Here is a 20,467-nt window from a genome sequence, read left to right as displayed (position 1 = left end):
GATGACCCAGGTGATCGTCCTCAACGGTGGTTCCAGCTCGGGGAAGTCCGGGATCGTGCGGTGTCTGCAGTCGGTCCTGCCGGAGCCGTGGCTGAGCTTCGGCGCCGACACGCTGGTCGCCGCGATGCCCGCGTCCCTGCGGTCGTCGGACGGCGGCATCGAGTTCGCGGCCGACGGCACGGTGAGCGTCGGGGAGGAGTTCCGGACCCTGGAGGCGGCGTGGATCGAGGGGGTCGCCGCGATGGCCCGCGCGGGCGCCCGGGTCATCGTCGACGAGATCTTCCTGGGCGGCGGGGAGTCGCAGCGGCGCTGGCAGAAGGCGCTGGACGGGCTGCCGGTGCTGTGGGTCGGCGTGCGGTGCGACGCGGAGATCGCCGAGGCCCGCGGGATCGCACGGGGCGACCGGGCCGCCGGCATGGCCGCGTCCCAGGCCGAGGTGGTGCACCGCGGCATGGTCTACGACCTGGAGATCGACACCGCCCACACCGAGTCGATGGAGTGCGCGCGGACCATTGCTGCCGCTGTGTGACCCGGCCCACAATGGGCGGACCGGTCGGCGAGCCAGGGAGGGGTCGCCATGTCCGTCCTCAGGCTGGACCAGCTCACCGGCAGGATCATGCGTGCGGGCGAAGGCAGAATGCTGCGCAGGCTCGAACGGATCAGGGGGCAGGTCAACTCCATCGAGGGGGAGATCGAGCGGCTCACGGACGCCGAACTCCGCGCTCTCACGGATGAGTACAAGGAGCGGTACGCCGACGGGGAGAGCCTCGACGCGCTGCTGCCCGAGGCCTTCGCGACCGTCCGCGAAACCGCACGGCGCGTCCTCGGCATGCGCCACTTCGACGTCCAGGTGATGGGCGGCGCGGCACTCCACCTCGGCCATATCGCCGAAATGCAGACCGGCGAGGGAAAGACGCTCTCCGCCACGCTGCCCGCGTATCTGAACGCCCTGACCGGAAAGGGAGTTCACCTCGTCACGGTCAACGACTACCTGGCCGAGCGCGACGCCCGCTGGATGGGCCGCGCCTACCGTTTCCTCGGTCTGACCGTCGGCGTCATCAAGACGGACATGAGTCCCGACCAGCGCCGTGCCGCGTACGCCTGCGACATCACGTACGGCACGAACAACGAATTCGGCTTCGACTATCTGCGCGACAACATGGCCTGGTCGAGGAGTGAACTCGTGCAGCGCGGGCACCACTTCGCGATCGTCGACGAGGCGGACTCCATCCTCATCGACGAGGCCCGCACCCCGCTGATCATCTCGGGCCCCGCCGACCAGCCGACACACTGGTACGGATTCTTCGCCGAGGCCGTCCGCGGAATGCGCGGCATCGCCATCCAGGAGGAGAAGTTCACGGCTCCGCAGCGCAAACTGGAACTCGCCGAACTTCGCGCCGCGTACGACTACGAGTACGACCCGAAGAAGCGCACCGTGGCCGTCCTGGACAGCGGCGTGGAATTCCTGGAGAACCAGCTGGGCATCGACAACTTCTACGACTCCGCCCACACCTCGCTCATCGGCCAGCTGCACAACGCGCTGAAGGCGAAGGAACACTTCAAGAAGGACAAGGACTACGTCGTCACCGACGGAGAAGTCCTGATCGTCGACGAGCACACCGGACGCATCCTCGCGGGCCGCCGCTACAACGAAGGCGTCCATCAGGCCATCGAGGCCAAGGAGGGCGTCGAGGTCAAGGACGAGAACCAGACGCTCGCCACGATCACCCTGCAGAATTTCTTCCGTCTCTACGAAAAACTCGCCGGAATGACCGGCACGGCCATGACGGAGGCCGCCGAATTCCACCAGATCTACAAACTCCACGTGGTGCCCGTGCCCACCAACAAGCCGATGATCCGGGCCGACCACCCCGACGTCGTCTACCGCGACGAGGACGTCAAGTTCGAGGCGGTCGTCGCCGACATCATCGAGAGGCACGGCACCGGCCAGCCGATCCTCGTCGGCACCGTCTCCGTCGCGAAGTCCGAGCACCTCTCCGCCCTGCTCAACCGGCGCGGCATCCGGCACGAGGTGCTCAACGCCAAGAACCACCGGCGCGAGGCGCAGATCGTCGCGCAGGCGGGACGCAGGGGCGCCGTCACCGTCGCCACGAACATGGCGGGCCGCGGCACCGACATCATGCTCGGCGGCAACCCCGAGGCCATGGCGGAGGCCGAGCTCCGGGCGGACGGCCGCACCCCCGAGGACGACCCGGACGGGTACCGCGCGGCCCTGGACCGCATCGCCGCCGAGGCCGCCGCCGAGCACGACGAGGTCACAGGACTCGGCGGGCTCTACGTCCTCGGCACCGAGCGCCACGAGTCGCGCCGCATCGACAACCAGCTGCGCGGCCGCTCCGGCCGCCAGGGCGACCCCGGCCGGTCCCGCTTCTACCTCTCGCTCGGCGACGACCTGATGCGCCTGTTCCGCGCCGAACTAGTCGAACGCGTCATGCTCATGGCCAACGTCCCCGACGACGTGCCCATCGAGAACAAGATGGTGACCCGCGCCATCGCCTCCGCGCAGTCCCAGGTCGAACAGCACCACTTCGAGACCCGCAAGAACGTCCTCAAGTACGACGAGGTCCTCAACCGCCAGCGCGGCCTCATCTACCAGGAACGCCGACGCGTCCTGGAGGGCGAGGACCTGCGCGAGCAGACGCACCACTTCATGGCCGACACCATCGACGCGTACGTCGCCGCCGAGACCGCCGACGGCTTCGCCGAGGAGTGGGACCTGGAGCGGCTCTGGACCGCCTGCCGCCTGCTCTACCCCGCACGCGTCACCATCGGCGACCTCGACCGGGCCGCGGGCGGCCGCGCCGACGTCACTCCGCCGCTGATCACCAAGGCCCTGACCGACGACATCCACGCCCGCTACGAGGAACGCGAGCGCGCCCTCGGCCCCGACGTCATGCGCGAACTGGAGCGCCGCGTGGTGCTCTCCGTCCTCGACCGGAAGTGGCGCGAGCACCTGTACGAGATGGACTACCTCCAGGAGGGCATCTGGATGCGGTCCTACCTCGGCAGGGACCCCCTGTTCGAGTTCCAGCGGGAGGGCTTCGACCTGTTCACGGCCATGATGGACGCCATCAAGGAGGAGTCCGTCGGCTACCTGTTCAACCTGGACGTACGCGCCGAAAGCCTGGACGCGCGCAAATCCGGCGGCCAACTCCGCTTCAGCGCGCCGACCATGGACACCGCGGAGGGCGTCCAGGAGGGCGATTTCGACACCCGCGACAGGAAGGAGTGACCCCGATCGGGCACGCCCTGTCGGACCGGACCCGGGATACGGCCACAATAGGGGGATGAGCGACAGCGCATCCCCCCTCGCCGACCCGCATCTCGTCTTCGACCCTCTCACGGGGGACGGACCGCGGGACATCGTGATCCTCGGCTCCACGGGCTCGATCGGCACCCAGGCCATCGACCTCGTCCAGCGCAACCCCGAGCGCTTCCGCGTCACGGCGCTGTCCGCCGCGGGCGGCCGCGTGGGCCTCCTCGCCGAGCAGGCGCGGCAGCTGCGGGTCGGGACGGTCGCGGTCGCCGACGAGAACGCCGTACCGGCACTGCGCGAGGCCCTGAAGGGGCAGTACGCCGCGGGGGAGCGGCTCCCCGAGATCCTGGCGGGACCCGACGCCGCGACGCAGGTCGCCGCGTCCGACTGCCACACCGTCCTCAACGGGATCACCGGCTCCATCGGCCTGGCCCCGACACTCGCCGCCCTGGAAGCGGGCCGCACCCTCGCGCTCGCCAACAAGGAATCGCTCATCGTCGGCGGCCCCCTCGTCAAGGCGCTCGCCAAGCCCGGCCAGATCATCCCGGTCGACTCCGAGCACGCCGCGCTCTTCCAGGCGCTGGCCGCCGGCACGCGCGCGGACGTACGCAAACTGGTCGTCACCGCCTCCGGCGGCCCCTTCCGGGGGCGTACGAAGGCCGATCTGGCGGACGTCACCCCCGAGGACGCGCTGGCGCACCCCACCTGGGCCATGGGCCCGGTCATCACCGTCAACTCCGCGACGCTGGTCAACAAGGGGCTGGAGGTCATCGAGGCACACCTGCTCTACGACATCCCCTTCGACCGCATCGAGGTCGTCGTCCACCCGCAGTCGTACGTCCACTCCATGGTGGAGTTCACCGACGGCTCCACCCTCGCCCAGGCCACCCCGCCCGACATGCGCGGCCCCATCGCCATCGGCATCGGCTGGCCCGAGCGCGTGCCCGACGCCGCCCCCGCCTTCGACTGGACCAAGGCGTCGAGCTGGGAGTTCTTCCCCCTCGACAACGACGCTTTCCCGTCGGTCGGGCTCGCCCGGCGGGTCGGGGAGCTCGCGGGCACGGCTCCGGCAGTGTTCAATGCCGCCAACGAGGAGTGCGTGGACGCGTTCCTGAAGGGCGCCCTGCCCTTCAACGGCATCATGGAGACCGTCACGAGGACGGTGGAGGAGCACGAGACCGCCGTCACCGGCGGGCCTGGAACCTCCCTGACCGTCGCGGACGTCCTCGAAGCGGAGACCTGGGCGCGTGCTCGGGCACGCGAACTGGCAGCAAAGACGACCGCGGAGGCCCGTGCATGACGACACTGATGATGATCCTCGGGATAGTCGTCTTCGTGATCGGGCTGCTCTTCTCGATCGCCTGGCACGAGCTGGGGCACCTGTCGACCGCCAAGATGTTCGGCATCCGCGTGCCGCAGTACATGGTCGGCTTCGGACCGACCCTCTTCTCGCGCAAGAAGGGCGACACCGAGTACGGCGTCAAGGCGATCCCCCTCGGCGGGTACATCCGCATGATCGGCATGTTCCCGCCGGGCGCCGACGGCCGCATAGAGGCACGGTCCACGTCCCCCTGGCGCGGCATGATCGAGGACGCGCGCTCGGCGGCGTTCGAGGAGCTCAAGCCCGGCGACGAGACCCGCCTCTTCTACACGCGCAAGCCCTGGAAGCGCGTCATCGTGATGTTCGCCGGGCCGTTCATGAACCTGATCCTCGCCGTGGCGATCTTCCTCGGCGTGATGATGACGTTCGGCATCAGCAGCCAGACCACCCAGGTCGGCAAGGTCTCCGACTGCGTCATCCAGCAGAGCGAGAACCGCGCGAAGTGCGAGAAGGGCGACAAGGCCGCGCCCGCCAAGGCGGCGGGCCTGAAGCCCGGCGACAAGATCGTCGCCTTCCAGGGGCAGTCCGTCGACGACTGGTCCGCGCTCCAGTCGAAGATCCGCGACACCATCGGCCCGGCCACCATCACGGTCGAGCGCGACGACAAGCGGCTCGACCTCCACGCGAACCTGATCAAGAACCAGGTCACCAAGACCGACGGCGACGGTGCGTACGTGGAGGGCAAGTACGTCACCGCGGGCTTCCTCGGCTTCACCCCCGCCACCGGCATCGTGCGGCAGTCCTTCGGCGACTCCGTCGACCGCATGGGCGACATGATGGAGAACGGCGTCGAGTCGATCATCGCCCTGCCGTCCAAGATCCCCGACCTGTGGAACGCGGCGTTCGGCGACGGCGAGCGCAAGCAGGACTCCCCGATGGGCGTCGTCGGCGCGGCCCGCGTGGGCGGCGACGTGTTCACCCTGGACATCCCGCCGGAGAACCAGATCGCGATGATGCTGTTCCTCATCGCGGGCTTCAACCTCTCGCTCTTCCTCTTCAACATGCTGCCGCTGCTCCCGCTCGACGGCGGCCACATCGCCGGCGCGCTGTGGGAGTCCGTGCGCCGCAACGCGGCGAAGGTCCTGCGCCGCCCCGACCCGGGCCCGTTCGACGTCGCCAAGCTGATGCCGGTCGCCTACGTGGTGGCGGGAATCTTCATCTGCTTCACGATCCTCGTGCTCATCGCGGACGTGGTGAATCCGGTGAGAATCTCCTGATTACGGGAAGTTTGCAGCGGCCCGGCACCTTGTGTGACGGGCCGCCCACCATTGGGTGGACTTCCGGACGTGATGTGCCCGGCCCCTGCGCGGTGCCGTAATCTCGAATCCGGAGCCCGCCGATCTCGGGACCTGAAAGCACACCTTGTGCTCGACACTCTGTGATCCACACTCTTGGGGATGCTCGCCAGATGACTGCCGTATCGCTCGGAATCCCGTCCGTTCCGACCAAGCTCGCCGACCGAAGGGTCAGCCGCAAGATCCAGGTCGGCACGGTGGCCGTGGGCGGGGACGCACCGGTCTCGGTCCAGTCGATGACGACGACGCGCACGTCCGACATCGGCGCCACGCTGCAGCAGATCGCGGAGCTGACGGCTTCCGGCTGTCAGATCGTGCGCGTCGCCTGCCCGACGCAGGACGACGCGGACGCGCTCGCCACGATCGCGCGCAAGTCGCAGATCCCGGTGATCGCCGACATCCACTTCCAGCCGAAGTACGTGTTCGCGGCGATCGACGCGGGCTGCGCGGCGGTCCGCGTCAACCCGGGCAACATCAAGCAGTTCGACGACAAGGTCAAGGAGATCGCGCGCGCCGCGAAGGACGCGGGTACGCCGATCCGCATCGGCGTCAACGCGGGCTCCCTGGACGCGCGCCTCCTCAAGAAGTACGGCAAGGCGACCCCCGAGGCCCTCGTCGAGTCGGCCCTCTGGGAGGCGTCCCTCTTCGAGGAGCACGACTTCCGCGACATCAAGATCTCGGTCAAGCACAACGACCCGGTCGTCATGGTCAACGCGTACCGCCAGCTCGCGGCCCAGTGCGACTACCCCCTGCACCTCGGCGTGACCGAGGCGGGCCCCGCCTTCCAGGGCACGATCAAGTCCGCCGTCGCGTTCGGCGCGCTGCTCTCCGAGGGCATCGGCGACACGATCCGCGTCTCCCTCTCCGCGCCGCCCGCGGAGGAGATCAAGGTCGGCATCCAGATTCTGGAGTCGCTGAATCTCCGCCAGCGCCGCCTGGAGATCGTCTCCTGCCCGTCCTGCGGCCGCGCCCAGGTCGACGTCTACAAGCTCGCCGAAGAGGTCACCGCCGGCCTCGACGGCATGGAGGTCCCGCTCCGCGTCGCCGTCATGGGCTGCGTCGTGAACGGCCCGGGCGAGGCCCGTGAGGCCGACCTCGGCGTCGCCTCCGGCAACGGCAAGGGCCAGATCTTCGTCAAGGGCGAGGTCATCAAGACGGTGCCGGAGTCGAAGATCGTGGAGACGCTCATCGATGAGGCGATGAAGATCGCGGAGCAGATGGAGAAGGACGGCGTGGCCTCCGGCGAGCCGACGATCTCCGTGGCGGGCTGACGCCACACACCTCCGCTCCTGCGGCCCCGCCCCCCCCGCACCAGCGGGGCCGCGCATGCGGCACTTCCCCCAACACTGCCCCGCCGCTCCGCGGCGGATCACTCCCACCCACCCGTGCACCCGGCACCGCCCCGCCCCGTAGGGGCCGTGGCCCGCACCCCCGGGCCGGCGTCGAATGCCGCACCGCCCTGTCCCGCCGCTCCGCGGCGGATGCTTCCCACCCACCCGTGCGCCCCGCCCCGCCCCGCCCCGTAGGGGCCGTACCCGCGCCGGACGTCTCAGCCCCCGGATCCGCCCGAGGACCCCGTACCGCGCCCTGCAGGGCCGGGTACCGGCTGTGTCGTCCTACCCCAGGGCGATGGCACGGAGCAACGCGTGGGTGGGTGGGTATGACGCCGCGGAGCGGCGAAAGGGGCCCCGGCCCCCACCGAGGGGGAGCCCGCCCCCTGCACGGCACCCCAACGGACAAAAGGCGCCCCCGCACAAGGCGCCCCCGCCAGGTACAGTGCGGAGATCAGCAGACCGTATGGTGAGGCCCCCGCACGTGTTGACTCAGACCACCACCCGGGTCCTCGAACCGAGTGACCTCGACGCCGCGCTCGCCGTGCTCGACCGCGAGCCGGTCGCGAACGCCTTCGTGACCGCCCGCGTCCAGGTGGCGGGCCTCGACCCCTGGCGCCTGGGCGGCGAGATGTGGGGCTGGTACGAGGACGGCATGCTCGCCTCCCTCTGCTACGCGGGCGCCAATCTCGTCCCCATCTGCGCCACCCCGCGGGCCATCCGCGGCTTCGCGGACCGCGCCCGCAGGGCGGGACGCCGGTGTTCGTCCATCGTCGGCCCCGCCGAGTCCACCGCCCAGCTGTGGCGGCTCCTGGAGCCCTCCTGGGGCCCCGCCCGCGAGGTCCGCGCCCAGCAGCCCCTGATGGTCACCGACCGGCTCCCGGACGACATCGTCCCGGACCCGTACGTCCGTCGTGTCCGCAAGGACGAGATGGAGACGATCATGCCGGCGTGCGTGGCGATGTTCACCGAGGAGGTCGGCGTATCGCCGCTCGCGGGGGACGGCGGCCTGCTCTATCAGGCCCGCGTCGCCGAACTCGTCGGCTCGGGCCGCTCCTTCGCCCGTCTCGACCGCGACGGCAAGGTCGTCTTCAAGGCGGAGATCGGCGCCGCCACGTCGCAGGCGTGCCAGATCCAGGGAGTCTGGGTGGCCCCGGAGTACCGAGGCCGCGGCATCGCCGCCCCTGGCATGGCCGCCGTCCTGCGCTACGCCCTCGCGGACATCGCCCCCGTCGCCAGCCTCTACGTGAACGACTTCAACACCGCGGCCAGGGCGGCGTACCGCAGGGTCGGCTTCCGCGAGGTCGGCGCCTTCATGAGCGTCCTGTTCTGAACGCGCGCGGCGCGAAGTAGGGTCGCCCCATGACAGACGATGTCGTGATCGCGCCGCTCGACCTCGCCGCGCGCGTGGACGACGCGCTGCGCGTCCAGGCCCACGCCTTCGGACTGAGCGACGACGAAGTGGCCGTACGGAGGCAGATCGTCCTGCGCCACCTCACCTACCCGGGCGCCCGCGCGTTCGGCGCGACCACCCCCGACGACCGCCTCGTCGGCTTCGTCTACGGCATGCCCAACAGCCGCGGCCACTGGTGGTCGACGGTCGTCGAACCGTATCTGCGCAGCCAGAACCTGGACGGCTGGCTCGACGACTCCTTCGTGATCACCGAGCTCCACGTGCACCCGGGCCATCAGAACCGCGGCATCGGGCGCGCTCTGATCACGACGATCACCGAGGGCGTCCCCGAGCCGCGCTCGATCCTCTCCGCCATCGACGTGGAGAGCCCCGCCCGCGGCCTCTACCGCTCCCTCGGCTACGCGGACCTGGCCCGCCGCGTCCTGTTCCCCAGCGCCGCCCGGCCGTACGCCGTGATGGGCGCCCCCCTGCCGCTGCCGGCGCCGGCGAAACGGTTCTGAGCCGTAACCGATTTCCGCCCGCCACCGGCCCCCGGCTAACCTCCTGCGTACCACCCTCCCCCAAGCTCTCGGCTTCGCTCGAGCAGGGGGGACCCCCATCCGCAGGAGTTCACCATGGCCCAGGTCCAGCGCATGTCCCGACTGATGGCGAAGACCTTGCGCGACGACCCCGCGGACGCCGAGGTGCTCAGCCACAAGCTCCTCGTTCGCGCGGGATACGTGCGCCGTACCGCCGCCGGTGTCTGGTCGTGGCTGCCGCTGGGCAAGAAGGTCCTCGCCAACGTGGAGCGGGTCGTGCGCGAGGAGATGGACGCCGTGGGCGCCCAGGAGGTCTCGCTGCCCGCCCTGCTGCCCAAGGAGCCCTACGAGGCGACCGGCCGCTGGACCGAGTACGGCGCGGAGCTGTTCCGCCTCAACGACCGCAAGGGCGGTGACTACCTCCTCGGCCCCACCCACGAGGAGATCTTCACCCTCCTGGTCAAGGACCAGTGCACGTCCTACAAGGACCTGCCGGTGATCCTCTACCAGATCCAGACCAAGTACCGCGACGAGGCCCGCCCCCGTGCCGGCATCCTGCGCGGCCGCGAGTTCCTCATGAAGGACTCCTACTCCTTCGACACGGAGGACGAGGGCCTCGCCCAGTCGTACGCGCTGCACCGCGCCGCGTACCAGAAGATCTTCCAGCGCCTCGGCCTGGACTACCGCATCTGCGCCGCCACCGCGGGCGCCATGGGCGGCTCGAAGTCCGAGGAGTTCCTCGCCCCGGCGGCGGCCGGCGAGGACACCTTCGCCGACTGCCCGAACTGCGACTACGCGGCGAACACCGAGGCCGTCTCCTTCGCCCTCAAGCCGGTGGACCCGGCGGGTGTGCCCGCCGCCGAGGAGATTCCCACCCCCGACACCCCGACCATCGAGACGCTCGCCGCGCACCTCGGCGTCCCGGCGTCGGCCACCCTCAAGAACCTCCTCGTGAAGGTCGACGGCGAGATCGTCGCCGTCGGCGTCCCCGGCGACCGCGAGGTCGACCTGGACAAGGTCGAGGCGCACTTCGCCCCCGCCGCCGTCGAGCTGGTCACTGCCGCCGACTTCGAGGGACGTGACGATCTCGTACGCGGCTACGTCGGCCCGCAGGGCCTGGAGAAGGTCCAGTACGTCGCCGACCCGCGCGTCGCCCCCGGCACCGCCTGGATCACCGGCGCCAACAAGGACGGCGTGCACGCCAAGAACGTCGTCGCGGGCCGTGACTTCGAGGTCGACACGTACGTCGACGTGGTCGTCGTCCAGGAGGGCGACCCCTGCCCCAACTGCGGCACCGGCCTCAAGCTGGACCGTGCCATCGAGATCGGCCACATCTTCCAGCTCGGCCGCAAGTACGCCGACGCCTTCCAGCTCGACGTCCTCGGCCAGAACGGCAAGCCGGTCCGCGTGACCATGGGCTCGTACGGCATCGGCGTCTCCCGCGCCGTCGCCGCCCTCGCCGAGCAGCACGCCGACGACAAGGGCCTCATCTGGCCCGAGGAGATCGCCCCCGCCGACGTCCACGTCGTCGCCGCGGGCAAGGCCCTCCAGACCGAGCTGGCCCTTGAGGTCTCCGACAAGCTGGCCGCCGCCGGTGTCCGGGTCCTGGTCGACGACCGTCCCGGCGTCTCCCCGGGCGTGAAGTTCACCGACTCCGAGCTGATCGGCGTGCCGAAGATCCTGGTCGCGGGGCGCCGCTCCGCCGACGGCGTCGTCGAGCTCAAGGACCGCCGCACCGGCGAGCGCGAGGAGCTCACCGTCGACGAGGCGATCGCCCGCCTCACGGCCTGACGGCATACGCAGAAGGGGGCGCTCCGCACGGCGGCGCGCCCCCTTCTCGCGTACACGTACACATGCACGTACCGCTACAGCCAGCCTGCGAACTCCAGGAGCAGTTCCGCGTCCTGCGGGCGGCCCACCCGCAGCGCCCGCACACCCGACTCCACCGCACGGAACAGCGTCCAGCCCCGCAGCCGCTCCTGCTCCACCTCGAGGGACTCCGCCAGCTTCTTCACGCGCCGCCGCGTGATCGAGGCGCCCGACGGCGAGGCGATCAGGTCCTCGACCCGGTCGCGGACGAGCCGGGCCAGGTCGAAGGCGGGCTCCCCGACCACCGGATCGGGCCCCACGGCCAGCCACGGCAGCCGGTCCCCGGCGAGCACCTTGCTCTGCCGGAACGTGCCGTGCAGCAGCTTCGGCTCCGGGCTCGCCGCGAGGAGCTCGTCCCGGGCCGCGAGCGCCGCGTCGACCAGCGGCGCGACCTCCGCCTCGGCCGCGGCGGAGGTCCGCATCGCCTCGGCCTGCCGGCCCGTGCGCTCGGCGACCGTCTCGAAGCGGTGCCCGGCGGGCGGCTCCACCCACAGCCTGCGCAGCGTCCCCGCAGCCTCCAGGAGAGCCTTGGCCTCCGGCAGCGACCGCACGGACACGTCACGGTGCAGCCGCTCCATGAGCAGCGCCCCGTCGGCGCACTCGGGGTCGAGCAGCCGTGCGGCGCCGAGCCCGTTCCAGTGGGCGAGCGCGGCCCGCTCGCTCTCCGGCCGCGACCGGGGCGGTACGAGCTTCAGCACCGCGGGCGTGTCGTCGGCCCGCCGGACCAGCAGCACGAGGCTGCTGCGGCCGCCGGGCACATGCACCCGCTCGACGGTCAACTCGCGTAGAGCGACGGCCTTTTCGGCTGCCACGGGCAGCTTGTCCAGCCAGTCGTCGCCGTCCTGCGCCGTCTCGCCGAGTGCTGTGACGAGGCGCTGCGGCGGTTCGAGAGCCATGCGCGAGTCGTTCCCTTCTGAGCGCGTTACGCCTGGGGTGTCGCCGGTGCGGACGACGGTGTCGACCGCTCGGCGAGCCCAGGGAAGGCTACGCTCCCGCCCCGCCACCGTGCCGCACGGACCGCCGCCTCCCGCAGCGCGAGGGCCGCGGTGCCGCGCCGGGTGCCCGACGAGGCGCGTACGAGATCGGAGTAGACGCCCGCGACCCGGTCCTCCAGCTCCGTGGCGAGCCGGACGGCGGCGGCGGCGTCCGGCACCGGGAACGGCAGCGAGTACGCGGCGTCCGCGGACTGCGGCTCGCCGCCGAGGTCGCGCACCGCGCGCTGCAGCTCGTCGCGCCGGGCGCGGTGCGCGTCGTACGCCGTGCGCGCCTCCCCTCTGCGCTTGTCGCCGATGCGGCCGCCGACGACCCCGTAGCCGTACACGGCCGCGTGCTCGGCGCCGAGAGCCGCCTGCAGCGCCTTCAGCTCGTCGTCCTTCGACGGCTCCGGCGAGTCCTTCGTACCGCTCACTTGTCGTTCTCCGTCTCCGTCAGCAGGTAGGCGTGGGCCGCGCCCGCGGCGGCCACGGAGGCGAGCAGCCTGCCCTCCTCGGCGGGGGCGTCGAGCAGGGTCCTGCCCCGCCGGTCGGCCAGCTCGCGTTCGGCCTTGGCGAGGTCGCGCACGGCCGCGTCGGGGTCGGGGGCCACGGAGGGCGACGGCGCCTTCGGTGGGGAGCCGGCCGCGGTACCGGACGCGGCGGGGGAGGGGCTCGCGTCGTCCGTGCTCTTCTCGAACGCCTCCGCGTGCCGCTTCACCTCGCCCCGCAGCGGCCCGAGCCGCTTGTCGAGCGAGGGGTGCGCCGCGAGCACGGCGTCGTACTGCCTCAGGAGCTCCCTGCTGTCCTTCGCCGCGGCGGCGCGCAGCCGCCGGGCGGCGGACGGACGCTCGTCGGCGGCGGAGTCGGCGGAGTCCGAGCAGCCCGCGAGCAGCGCCGCAGACGCGACGCCGGCGGCTCCGGCGAGCAGACTCCTTCGGCGCGGTCCCGGACGGGATCGCGGGGCGGTGCGATACGACGGCACGGCAGACGTCCTCGGAAGGAAGGCCAAAAGGCGCGAGCGAGAAAGGTGCGAAAAGGGAACGGAAAGGAACAGAAAGGGAGATCGGTGGGCACAGACCCGGTGATCACCGTACCTTCGGACCGCCCCGGCGCCCGCGATCGGCTCGGAACGGAGCGCCGCATCGTCCCCTCCGTGGGCGGCAACACCCCTTCGGACCGGATACCCTTTGACCTGACACGCAGACTTGCAACGCACCCACAACAGCACACGCGGCCGAGGAGTCACCCGGATGAGCACCACCCAGAGCGAGAGGCTGCGGCAACTACTGGAACCGCTCGTCACCTCGCAGGACCTGGATCTCGAAGAGATCGAAGTGGCCTCCGTCGGACGCAAGCGGGTGCTGAGAGTCGTCATCGACTCCGAGGACGGCGTGGATCTGGACCAGATCGCGGACGTGAGCCGGGCGCTCTCCGCGAAGCTCGACGAGACCGACGCCATGGGCGAGGGCGAGTACGACCTGGAGGTCGGCTCCCCCGGCGCCGAGCGTGCGCTCACCGAGCGCCGCCACTACCTGCGCGCGATCGACCGCCTGGTGAAGTTCACGCTCACCGAGGGCGGCGAGGTGACCGCCCGCATCCTGACCGTCGACGACGAGGGCCTCGACCTCGAAGTGCCCGGCGTCAAGGGCCGCAAGCCCACGTCCCGCCGCCTCGCCTTCGACGAGATCGACAAGGCGCGCGTGCAGGTCGAGTTCAACCGCAAGGACAAGAAGGAAGAGGAGGCGTAGCCGTGGACATCGACATGAGTGCCCTGCGGGGTCTGGTCCGGGAGAAGGAGATCTCCTTCGACCTCCTCGTCGAGGCGATCGAGTCGGCCCTCCTCATCGCCTACCACCGCACCGAGGGAAGCCACCGGCGCGCGCGCGTGAAGCTCGACCGCGAGAGCGGACACGTGACGGTCTGGGCGAAGGAGGAGGCGGACGAGCTCGAAGAGGGCCAGGAGCCCAAGGAGTTCGACGACACCCCGTCCGACTTCGGCCGCATCGCCGCGACCACCGCGAAGCAGGTCATCCTCCAGCGTCTGCGCGACGCCGAGGACGACGCGACGCTCGGTGAGTACGCCGGCCGCGAGGGCGACATCGTCACCGGCGTGGTCCAGCAGGGCCGCGACCCGAAGAACGTGCTGGTCGACATCGGCAAGCTGGAGGCCATCCTGCCCGTGCAGGAGCAGGTGCCCGGCGAGCAGTACCCCCACGGCATGCGCCTGCGCAGCTACGTCGTCCGGGTGGCCAAGGGTGTCCGCGGCCCGTCCGTGACGCTCTCGCGCACGCACCCGAACCTCGTGAAGAAGCTCTTCGCGCTGGAGGTCCCGGAGATCGCCGACGGTTCCGTCGAGATCTCGGCCATCGCCCGCGAGGCCGGCCACCGCACCAAGATCGCGGTCCGCTCGACGCGCTCGGGCCTCAACGCCAAGGGCGCCTGCATCGGCCCCATGGGCAGCCGTGTGCGCAACGTCATGGGCGAGCTCAACGGCGAGAAGATCGACATCGTCGACTGGTCCGACGACCCGGCCGAGATGGTCGCCCACGCGCTCTCCCCGGCCCGCGTCAGCAAGGTCGAGGTCGTCGACCTCGGCGCCCGCTCGGCCCGCGTGACCGTGCCCGACTACCAGCTGTCGCTCGCGATCGGCAAGGAGGGGCAGAACGCCCGCCTCGCCGCGCGGCTCACGGGCTGGCGCATCGACATCAGGCCCGACACGGAGCAGCCCGCCGACCAGTAGAAGGCCGGGGGCGGAGCCGTCCGGGGAATAAATTCCGGGCGGCCACCGCTTCGATCACGACAGTATGTGGCGAGTAGCCGTTCGATTCTTGCCCCAAAGGGGTGAGGTCGGTGCGGGGAGGTAGACTTAAGCGTGTCTGGCCGGACGCATGCCCGCGCATGCCCTGAGCGCACCTGTGTGGGGTGCCGGGAGCGAGCGGCCAAGAGCGATCTGCTGCGCATCGTGCGGAAAGAGGACGCCTGCGTCCCCGATCCAAGCGGTACGCTGCCCGGCCGGGGTGCGTATGTACACCCCGCCCTGGTCTGTCTGGACCTGGCGGTCCGCCGCCGGGCGTTCCCGAGGGCGTTCCGCGCCCAGGGACCGCTCGACACGGAGGCACTGCGCCGGGCTGTCGAGACAGTCGCCCAGGAGGCGACACCGTAAGACGTGGGCGCACGGAACCCCGTGTGGCCCTGGTACCCCGCGAGTTGGAAGTAGGTCGAGATTGCGATGAGCACTCGATGAGCACGCGATGAGTACGCCCATGAAGTAGCGACGGTCCGGCGTAACCCGGACCTAAAAGGAGCGAAGTGGCTAAGGTCCGGGTATACGAGCTCGCCAAGGAGTTCGGCGTGGAGAGCAAGGTCGTCATGGCCAAGCTCCAAGAACTCGGTGAATTCGTACGTTCGGCGTCCTCGACGATCGAGGCGCCGGTGGTACGCAAACTGACTGACGCATTGAACCAGGGCGGTGGCAACGGCAAGTCCGCCGCCAAGCCCGCGGCGCCGCGCAAGCAGGCCGCCCCCAAGCCGGCGAGCCCCGCGGCTCCCGCATCCCCCTCTCCCGCGCAGGCCGCCCGTCCGGGTCCGGCCGCGCCGAAGCCGCCGGCACCCAAGCCCGCCGCGGCCGAGAAGCCGGCCTCTCCGGCCACGCCGGGCCCGCGCCCGACGCCCGGCCCCAAGCCGCCGGCCCCCAAGCCCGCACCGGCCTCGCCGGCCCCGGCCGCCCCGGAGTTCACCGCTCCGCCGGCCGCGCCCGCAGCCCCCGCGGCCCCGCAGGCGCCCCGTCCGGGTGCCCGTCCCGGCGCCCCGAAGCCCGGTGGCCGTCCGGCCCCCGGTCAGGGCCAGGGCCAGGGTCAGGGCCGTGGTGACCGCGGCGACCGTCAGGGTGCCCCGCGCCCCGGCGGCCAGGGTGGCGCCCCCCGTCCCGGCGGCGCCCGTCCCTCGGGTCCGCGCCCGGGCAACAACCCCTTCACCTCCGGTGGTTCCACCGGCATGGCGCGCCCGCAGGCGCCCCGTCCGGGCGGCGCCCCGCGCCCCGGTGGCCAGGGCGGCCCCGGTGGTCCCGGTGGTGCCCCGCGTCCGCAGGGCCAGGGCGGCCCCGGTGGCGCTCCCCGTCCGCAGGGTCAGGGCGGCGCCCGTCCGACCCCGGGCGGCATGCCCCGTCCGCAGGGCGGCGCTCCGCGTCCCGGCGGCGGTCCCGCCGGTAACCGTCCGAACCCGGGCATGATGCCGCAGCGTCCCGCCGCGGGTCCGCGTCCCGGCGGTGGCCCCGGCGGTGGCCGTGGTCCCGGCGGCGGCGGTCGTCCGGGTGGCGGCGGCGGTCGTCCCGGTGGCGGCGGCTTCGCGGGTCGTCCCGGTGGCGGTGGCGGCGGCTTCGCCGGTCGTCCCGGCGGTCCCGGTGGTGGCGCAGGCCGTCCCGGCGGTGGCGGCGGCTTCGGCGGTCGTCCCGGCTTCGGTGGCCGTCCCGGTGGTCCCGGTGCCCGTGGTGGCACGCAGGGTGCGTTCGGCCGTCCCGGCGGGCCCGCCCGTCGTGGCCGCAAGTCGAAGCGGCAGAGGCGCCAGGAGTACGAGGCCATGCAGGCCCCGTCGGTGGGCGGCGTCATGCTGCCTCGCGGCAACGGACAGACCGTCCGCCTGTCGCGCGGTGCCTCGCTGACCGACTTCGCCGAGAAGATCAACGCGAACCCGGCCTCGCTGGTCGGCGTGATGATGAACCTCGGTGAGATGGTCACCGCCACGCAGTCCGTCTCCGACGAGACGCTGAAGCTCCTCGCCGAAGAGATGAACTTCGTCCTGGAGATCGTCAGCCCGGAGGAGGAGGACCGCGAGCTCCTCGAGTCGTTCTCCATCGAGTTCGGCGAGGACGAGGGCGGCGAGGAAATGCTCGTCTCCCGTCCGCCGGTCGTGACCGTCATGGGTCACGTCGACCACGGTAAGACCCGACTGCTGGACGCGATCCGCAAGACGAACGTCGTCGCGGGCGAGGCCGGCGGTATCACGCAGCACATCGGTGCGTACCAGGTCGCCACCGAGGTCAACGGTGAAGAGCGCGCCATCACCTTCATCGACACCCCCGGTCACGAGGCGTTCACCGCCATGCGTGCCCGTGGTGCGAAGTCCACCGACATCGCGATCCTCGTGGTCGCGGCGAACGACGGTGTGATGCCGCAGACGATCGAGGCGCTGAACCACGCCAAGGCGGCCGACGTGCCGATCGTGGTCGCGGTCAACAAGATCGACGTCGAGGGTGCCGACCCGACCAAGGTGCGCGGTCAGCTCACCGAGTTCGGTCTGGTCGCCGAGGAGTACGGCGGCGACACGATGTTCGTCGACATCTCCGCGCGCCAGGGCCAGAACATCGAGCAGCTGCTCGAGGCCGTGGTCCTGACCGCGGACGCCTCGCTCGACCTGCGGGCCAACCCGGAGCAGGACGCGCAGGGCATCGCGATCGAGGCCCACCTCGACAAGGGCCGCGGCGCCGTCGCGACCGTCCTCGTCCAGCGCGGTACCCTCCGCGTCGGCGACACGATGGTCGCCGGTGACGCGTACGGCCGAGTCCGCGCGATGCTCGACGACAAGGGCGAGAACGTCGAGGAGGCGACCCCGTCGACTCCCGTCCTCGTTCTCGGTCTCACCAACGTGCCGGGTGCCGGCGACAACTTCCTGGTTGTCGACGAGGACCGTACGGCGCGTCAGATCGCCGAGAAGCGTGCGGCCCGTGAGCGCAACGCCGCGTTCGCCAAGCGCACCCGCCGGGTTTCCCTCGAGGACCTCGACCAGGTGCTCAAGGCCGGTCTGGTCCAGGACCTCAACATCATCATCAAGGGCGACGCGTCCGGTTCGGTGGAGGCTCTCGAGTCCTCGCTGCTCCAGCTCGACGTCGGCGAAGAGGTCGACATCCGCGTCCTGCACCGCGGTGTGGGTGCGGTCACCGAGTCGGACATCGACCTGGCGATGGGCTCCGACGCCATCGTCATCGGCTTCAACGTCCGTGCGGCCGGCCGTGCCGCGCAGATGGCGGAGCGCGAGGGCGTCGACGTCCGCTACTACTCGGTGATCTACCAGGCCATCGAGGAGATCGAGGCGGCCCTCAAGGGCATGCTCAAGCCGGAGTACGAGGAGGTCGAGCTCGGCACCGCGGAGATCCGCGAGGTCTTCCGCTCGTCCAAGCTCGGCAACATCGCGGGTGTGCTCATCCGTTCCGGCGAGGTCAAGCGCAACACCAAGGCCCGCCTGCTCCGCGACGGCAAGGTCATCGCGGAGAGCCTCAACATCGAGGGTCTGCGCCGCTTCAAGGACGACGTCACCGAGATCCGCGAAGGGTTCGAGGGCGGTATCAACCTCGGCAACTTCAACGACATCAAGATCGACGACGTCATCGCGACGTACGAGATGCGCGAGAAGCCGCGCGGCTGATCAGTTCGCTGATCTGATCCGCTCGGTTCAGTGTCGGGGCCGGTCGACGGGGAAAATCCCGTCGATCGGCCCCGGCCGTTCCGTGTACGGTTCTTGTGTCCCTGCCAAGTGGTTGGTGGGGCCTCGACCCCGTACCGGCGGGACATCCGGACACACATGTATGTGGGGACTCTGTCCTTCGATCTGCTCCTCGGCGACGTACATTCGCTGAAGGAGAAACGCTCCGTCGTCCGTCCGATCGTCGCCGAGCTCCAGCGCAAGTACGCGGTGAGCGCGGCGGAAGTGGGCGGTCAGAACCTGCACCGCAGAGCCGAGATCGGCCTCGCGGTGGTGTCCGGCGACGCGGGCCACCTCCACGACGTACTGGACCGGTGCGAGCGCCTCGTCGCCGCCCGGCCCGAAGTGGAGCTGCTGTCGGTACGACGGCGGCTGCACGGCGACGATGACTGAACACAGCAAGACAAGCCCAGGGAATGCCCGGGGATAAGGGAGACGGAGCAGTGGCCGACAACGCGCGGGCGAAAAGGCTGGCGGACCTCATCCGAGAGGTGGTTGCTCAGAAGCTGCAGCGCGGGATCAAGGACCCGCGGCTCGGCACGCACGTGACGATCACGGACACCCGGGTGACCGGCGACCTGCGGGAGGCCACGGTCTTCTACACGGTCTACGGCGACGACGAGGACCGCGCGGCGGCCGCCGCGGGCCTGGAGAGCGCCAAGGGCGTCCTCCGGTCGGCGGTCGGACAGGCCGCGGGCGTGAAGTTCACGCCGACCCTGTCCTTCGTCGCGGACGCCCTGCCGGACAACGCGCGGGCCATCGAGGACCTCCTCGACAAGGCCCGGATGTCCGACGCCAAGGTGCGCGAGGTCTCGGCCGGCGCCGAGTTCGCGGGCGGCGCGGACCCGTACCGCAAGCCCGAGGACGAGTCCGACGAAGAGACGGACGGCGACGCCCGAGCATGAGCAACAGCGGCACCACGCCGGACGGCCTTGTCATCGTCGACAAGCCGTCCGGCTTCACTTCGCACGACGTGGTGGCCAAGATGCGCGGGATCGCCAAGACCCGCCGCGTCGGCCACGCGGGCACCCTCGACCCCATGGCGACCGGCGTCCTCGTGCTCGGCGTCGAACGCGCCACCAAGCTCCTCGGCCACCTCGCGCTGACCGAGAAGGAGTACCTGGGCACGATCAGGCTCGGCCAGAACACCCTCACCGACGACGCCGAGGGCGAGATCACCTCGTCGACGGACGCGTCGAAGGTCACCCGCCAGGCCATAGACGCGGGCATCGCCAAGCTGTCCGGCGACATCATGCAGGTGCCGTCGAAGGTCAGCGCCATCAAGATCGACGGCAAGCGGTCGTACGCCAGGGCCCGCAAGGGCGAGGACTTCGAGATCCCGGCCAGGCCGGTCAAGATCTCGGCCTTCACGGTGTACGACGTCCGTGACGCGGTCGCCGAGGACGGCACGCCCGTGCTCGACCTGGTCGTCTCGGTCGTCTGCTCATCGGGTACGTACATCAGGGCGATCGCCCGCGACCTGGGCGCCGACCTCGGCGTCGGCGGTCACCTGACCGCGCTGCGCCGCACCCGCGTCGGCCCCTACAAGCTGGACACGGCGAAGACCCTCGACCAGCTCCAGGAGGAGCTGACCGTGATGCCCGTGGCCGACGCCGCGGGCCGGGCCTTCCCGCGCTGGGACGTGGACGAGAAGCGCGGCAGGCTGCTGCTCAACGGCGTCCGGATCGACATGCCCGAGGAGTACGCGGGTGTGGGCGCCGTCGCCGTCTTCGACCCGGAGGGCCGCTTCCTGGTCCTCGCGGAGGAGTCGCGAGGCAAGGCCAAGAGCCTGGCCGTCTTCGCCTGACGCCGACGCACCTCTGTGACGGTGCCCCCCGAACGTAGTGGAGCGGCGGACCTCGGTCCGCCGCTCCACGCTTCCCCCCTCTTAAGGTCTATCCACCGACACGCCTCCATTCACCCCATCGGGCAGG

At 70.9% G+C, this 20,467-nt stretch carries 18 protein-coding genes; 15 read left to right on the top strand and 3 right to left on the bottom strand.

Annotated features, from left to right (window positions below; translation table 11 throughout):
• The first annotated feature begins 1 nt into the window (after nt 1).
• The 8 genes from cpt to DEJ48_RS10480 all read left to right on the top strand — a co-directional run bounded on the left by cpt (nt 2) and on the right by DEJ48_RS10480 (nt 11,007).
• Nucleotides 2-529 (top strand): chloramphenicol phosphotransferase CPT, encoded by a 528-nt coding sequence (gene cpt / locus DEJ48_RS10515; RefSeq protein ID WP_190537961.1) that lies wholly within the window; start codon nt 2-4, stop codon nt 527-529.
• Nucleotides 530-577: 48 nt separating this feature from the next.
• Entirely contained in the window at nt 578-3,253 is a 2,676-nt protein-coding gene (gene secA, locus DEJ48_RS10510; RefSeq protein ID WP_150215890.1) for a preprotein translocase subunit SecA, read from the top strand.
• Between the two features lie 55 nt (nt 3,254-3,308).
• Complete coding sequence (dxr, locus tag DEJ48_RS10505; protein WP_150215889.1) at nt 3,309-4,577, top strand: 1-deoxy-D-xylulose-5-phosphate reductoisomerase; 1,269 nt, start codon at nt 3,309-3,311, stop codon at nt 4,575-4,577.
• Entirely contained in the window at nt 4,574-5,875 is a 1,302-nt protein-coding gene (locus DEJ48_RS10500; RefSeq protein ID WP_150215888.1) for a M50 family metallopeptidase, read from the top strand. Before dxr ends, DEJ48_RS10500 begins: the two co-directional genes overlap by 4 nt.
• Nucleotides 5,876-6,066: 191 nt before the next feature.
• A complete protein-coding gene (ispG, locus tag DEJ48_RS10495) occupies nt 6,067-7,224 on the top strand; it encodes a flavodoxin-dependent (E)-4-hydroxy-3-methylbut-2-enyl-diphosphate synthase (protein WP_150215887.1) in 1,158 nt (385 codons plus the stop codon).
• Nucleotides 7,225-7,768: 544 nt separating this feature from the next.
• The gene (locus DEJ48_RS10490; RefSeq protein WP_150215886.1) at nt 7,769-8,617 is read left to right on the top strand and encodes a GNAT family N-acetyltransferase; all 849 of its coding nucleotides are present in this window, start codon (nt 7,769-7,771) and stop codon (nt 8,615-8,617) included.
• A 29-nt stretch (nt 8,618-8,646) separates the two neighbouring features.
• Nucleotides 8,647-9,198 carry a GNAT family N-acetyltransferase gene (locus DEJ48_RS10485; RefSeq protein ID WP_150215885.1) on the top strand — a complete coding sequence of 184 codons (552 nt, stop codon included), beginning with the start codon at nt 8,647-8,649 and terminating at the stop codon, nt 9,196-9,198.
• A 114-nt stretch (nt 9,199-9,312) separates the two neighbouring features.
• On the top strand, nt 9,313-11,007 hold the full coding sequence (locus DEJ48_RS10480) for a proline--tRNA ligase (protein ID WP_150215884.1): 1,695 nt from the start codon (nt 9,313-9,315) through the stop codon (nt 11,005-11,007).
• 74 nt (nt 11,008-11,081) lie between these two features.
• On the opposite strand, the gene DEJ48_RS10475 is transcribed toward DEJ48_RS10480, so the two are convergent.
• From DEJ48_RS10475 to DEJ48_RS10465, 3 genes are read right to left on the bottom strand one after another with little or no spacing between them, the layout of a single operon-like run.
• Nucleotides 11,082-11,981: an aminoglycoside phosphotransferase family protein gene (locus tag DEJ48_RS10475; protein WP_150215883.1), complete on the bottom strand. Its 900-nt coding sequence runs from the start codon at nt 11,979-11,981 to the stop codon at nt 11,082-11,084.
• A gap of 26 nt (nt 11,982-12,007) precedes the next feature.
• Nucleotides 12,008-12,493, bottom strand: coding sequence for a ferritin-like domain-containing protein (locus DEJ48_RS10470; RefSeq protein WP_150215882.1), 486 nt, complete (start codon nt 12,491-12,493; stop codon nt 12,008-12,010).
• On the bottom strand, nt 12,490-13,041 hold the full coding sequence (locus tag DEJ48_RS10465; RefSeq protein WP_150215881.1) for a hypothetical protein: 552 nt from the start codon (nt 13,039-13,041) through the stop codon (nt 12,490-12,492). The genes DEJ48_RS10470 and DEJ48_RS10465 overlap by 4 nt, the downstream gene beginning before the upstream one ends.
• 268 nt (nt 13,042-13,309) lie before the next feature.
• Between DEJ48_RS10465 and rimP the strand changes: the two genes are divergently transcribed.
• From rimP to truB, 7 genes are all read left to right on the top strand, one after another.
• Complete coding sequence (gene rimP, locus DEJ48_RS10460) at nt 13,310-13,807, top strand: ribosome maturation factor RimP (RefSeq protein WP_150215880.1); 498 nt, start codon at nt 13,310-13,312, stop codon at nt 13,805-13,807.
• A 2-nt stretch (nt 13,808-13,809) separates the two neighbouring features.
• The gene (gene nusA, locus DEJ48_RS10455; RefSeq protein WP_150215879.1) at nt 13,810-14,799 is read left to right on the top strand and encodes a transcription termination factor NusA; all 990 of its coding nucleotides are present in this window, start codon (nt 13,810-13,812) and stop codon (nt 14,797-14,799) included.
• 132 nt (nt 14,800-14,931) lie between these two features.
• Nucleotides 14,932-15,222 carry a YlxR family protein gene (locus tag DEJ48_RS10450; RefSeq protein ID WP_150215878.1) on the top strand — a complete coding sequence of 97 codons (291 nt, stop codon included), beginning with the start codon at nt 14,932-14,934 and terminating at the stop codon, nt 15,220-15,222.
• 146 nt (nt 15,223-15,368) lie between these two features.
• The gene (infB, locus tag DEJ48_RS10445) at nt 15,369-18,476 is read left to right on the top strand and encodes a translation initiation factor IF-2 (RefSeq protein ID WP_150215877.1); all 3,108 of its coding nucleotides are present in this window, start codon (nt 15,369-15,371) and stop codon (nt 18,474-18,476) included.
• A gap of 156 nt (nt 18,477-18,632) precedes the next feature.
• A complete protein-coding gene (locus DEJ48_RS10440; RefSeq protein ID WP_150172847.1) occupies nt 18,633-18,926 on the top strand; it encodes a DUF503 domain-containing protein in 294 nt (97 codons plus the stop codon).
• A 50-nt stretch (nt 18,927-18,976) separates the two neighbouring features.
• Nucleotides 18,977-19,438 carry a 30S ribosome-binding factor RbfA gene (gene rbfA / locus DEJ48_RS10435; protein WP_150186515.1) on the top strand — a complete coding sequence of 154 codons (462 nt, stop codon included), beginning with the start codon at nt 18,977-18,979 and terminating at the stop codon, nt 19,436-19,438.
• Complete coding sequence (truB, locus tag DEJ48_RS10430; protein ID WP_150215876.1) at nt 19,435-20,340, top strand: tRNA pseudouridine(55) synthase TruB; 906 nt, start codon at nt 19,435-19,437, stop codon at nt 20,338-20,340. Before rbfA ends, truB begins: the two co-directional genes overlap by 4 nt.
• The last annotated feature ends 127 nt before the right edge of the window (nt 20,341-20,467 follow it).

This window comes from Streptomyces venezuelae (assembly GCF_008642315.1).
Lineage (GTDB): Bacteria > Actinomycetota > Actinomycetes > Streptomycetales > Streptomycetaceae > Streptomyces > Streptomyces venezuelae_D.
This window is presented reverse-complemented; position numbering and strand designations above follow the sequence as displayed.